The organism is Oleiphilus sp. HI0125 (assembly GCF_001635355.1).
The window spans coordinates 1-1,058 of the sequence record NZ_LWGF01001056.1 but is presented as its reverse complement, the minus strand read 5'-3'; the positions used below and the strand labels follow the sequence as shown (position 1 = coordinate 1,058).

1 protein-coding gene and 1 pseudogene are annotated in these 1,058 nt (G+C 47.4%); both read left to right on the top strand.

Annotated elements, in window-relative coordinates; all coding sequences use genetic code 11:
- Positions 1-281: pseudogene (locus A3762_RS27770) on the top strand (glycine dehydrogenase); the annotation flags it as partial.
- Positions 281-1,058 (top strand): aminotransferase class V-fold PLP-dependent enzyme (locus A3762_RS18130; protein ID WP_156493570.1); only part of this gene is annotated, 778 nt, incomplete at its 3' end. The pseudogene A3762_RS27770 and the gene A3762_RS18130, both read left to right, overlap by 1 nt.

Genomic DNA, 1,058 nt, shown 5'->3' with positions numbered 1-1,058 from the left:
CACAAAGTTTGGCTCAAAGTATTGAGCAGTTAGATGGCGTTACATTGGCTAAGCAAATAGCTAGCTTTCATGAGCGTGTTGCATTGCTTGATAAGTCTGCAGAGCAAGTACTTGCAGCGATGGCGAACCAGCAAGTGTTAGGTGGGATTGATCTCGCGCCTTATTACCCAGAGCTTGGCAACGCTATTTTGTTCTGCGCGACAGAAACAAAGACACAAACAGATTTAGATAAATATCGCGATGCCATGCAACAGGCACTATTAGAAACGGAGGCTGTGTAATGTTGATTTTTGAAAAGAGTTCTCCGGGTCGTCGAGCGACCGCTCAAGCGCCAAGTAATAAGGCTGAGCTTTCTGGCATTCCTGCAGAATTTCGTCGTAAAGATGCGGCTAAATTACCTGAGGCATCTGAACTGCAAGTTGTTCGTCATTTTACGAATCTATCGCGTAAAAACTTTTCCATCGATACGCAGTTCTATCCTTTAGGCTCCTGTACGATGAAATACAATCCTCGCGGTGCACATAAAGCTGCAAGTTTGCCGGGGCATCTGGCTCGTCACCCTTTAGCGCCTCAATCGCACAGCCAAGGCTATCTTTCTTGCATTTACGAGTTGCAAGAGATTCTTAAAGAAGTAACCGGCATGGCAGGCGTTTCGTTAACACCAATGGCGGGAGCGCAGGGCGAGTTTGCGGGTGTTGCGATGATCAAGGCGTATCATGATGCACGTGGCGATACAGCTCGTCAGGAAATTATCGTTCCTGAAGCGGCGCATGGTACTAACCCTGCGACAGCGGTTATGTGTGGTTACAAGGTTCGTGAGATTCCTGTACTACCGGACGGTGATGTCGATCTTGATGCCTTGAAAGAAGCTGTGGGTCCTCAAACCGCAGGGATCATGATGACCAACCCATCGACTTGTGGAGTGTTTGAACGTCAAATCGAAGCGATTTCGAAAACGGTGCATGAAGCAGGTGGTTTGCTTTATTACGATGGTGCGAACTTGAATGCTATTTTAGGTAAGGTTCGCCCTGGAGATATGGGGTTTGATGTTTTGCACA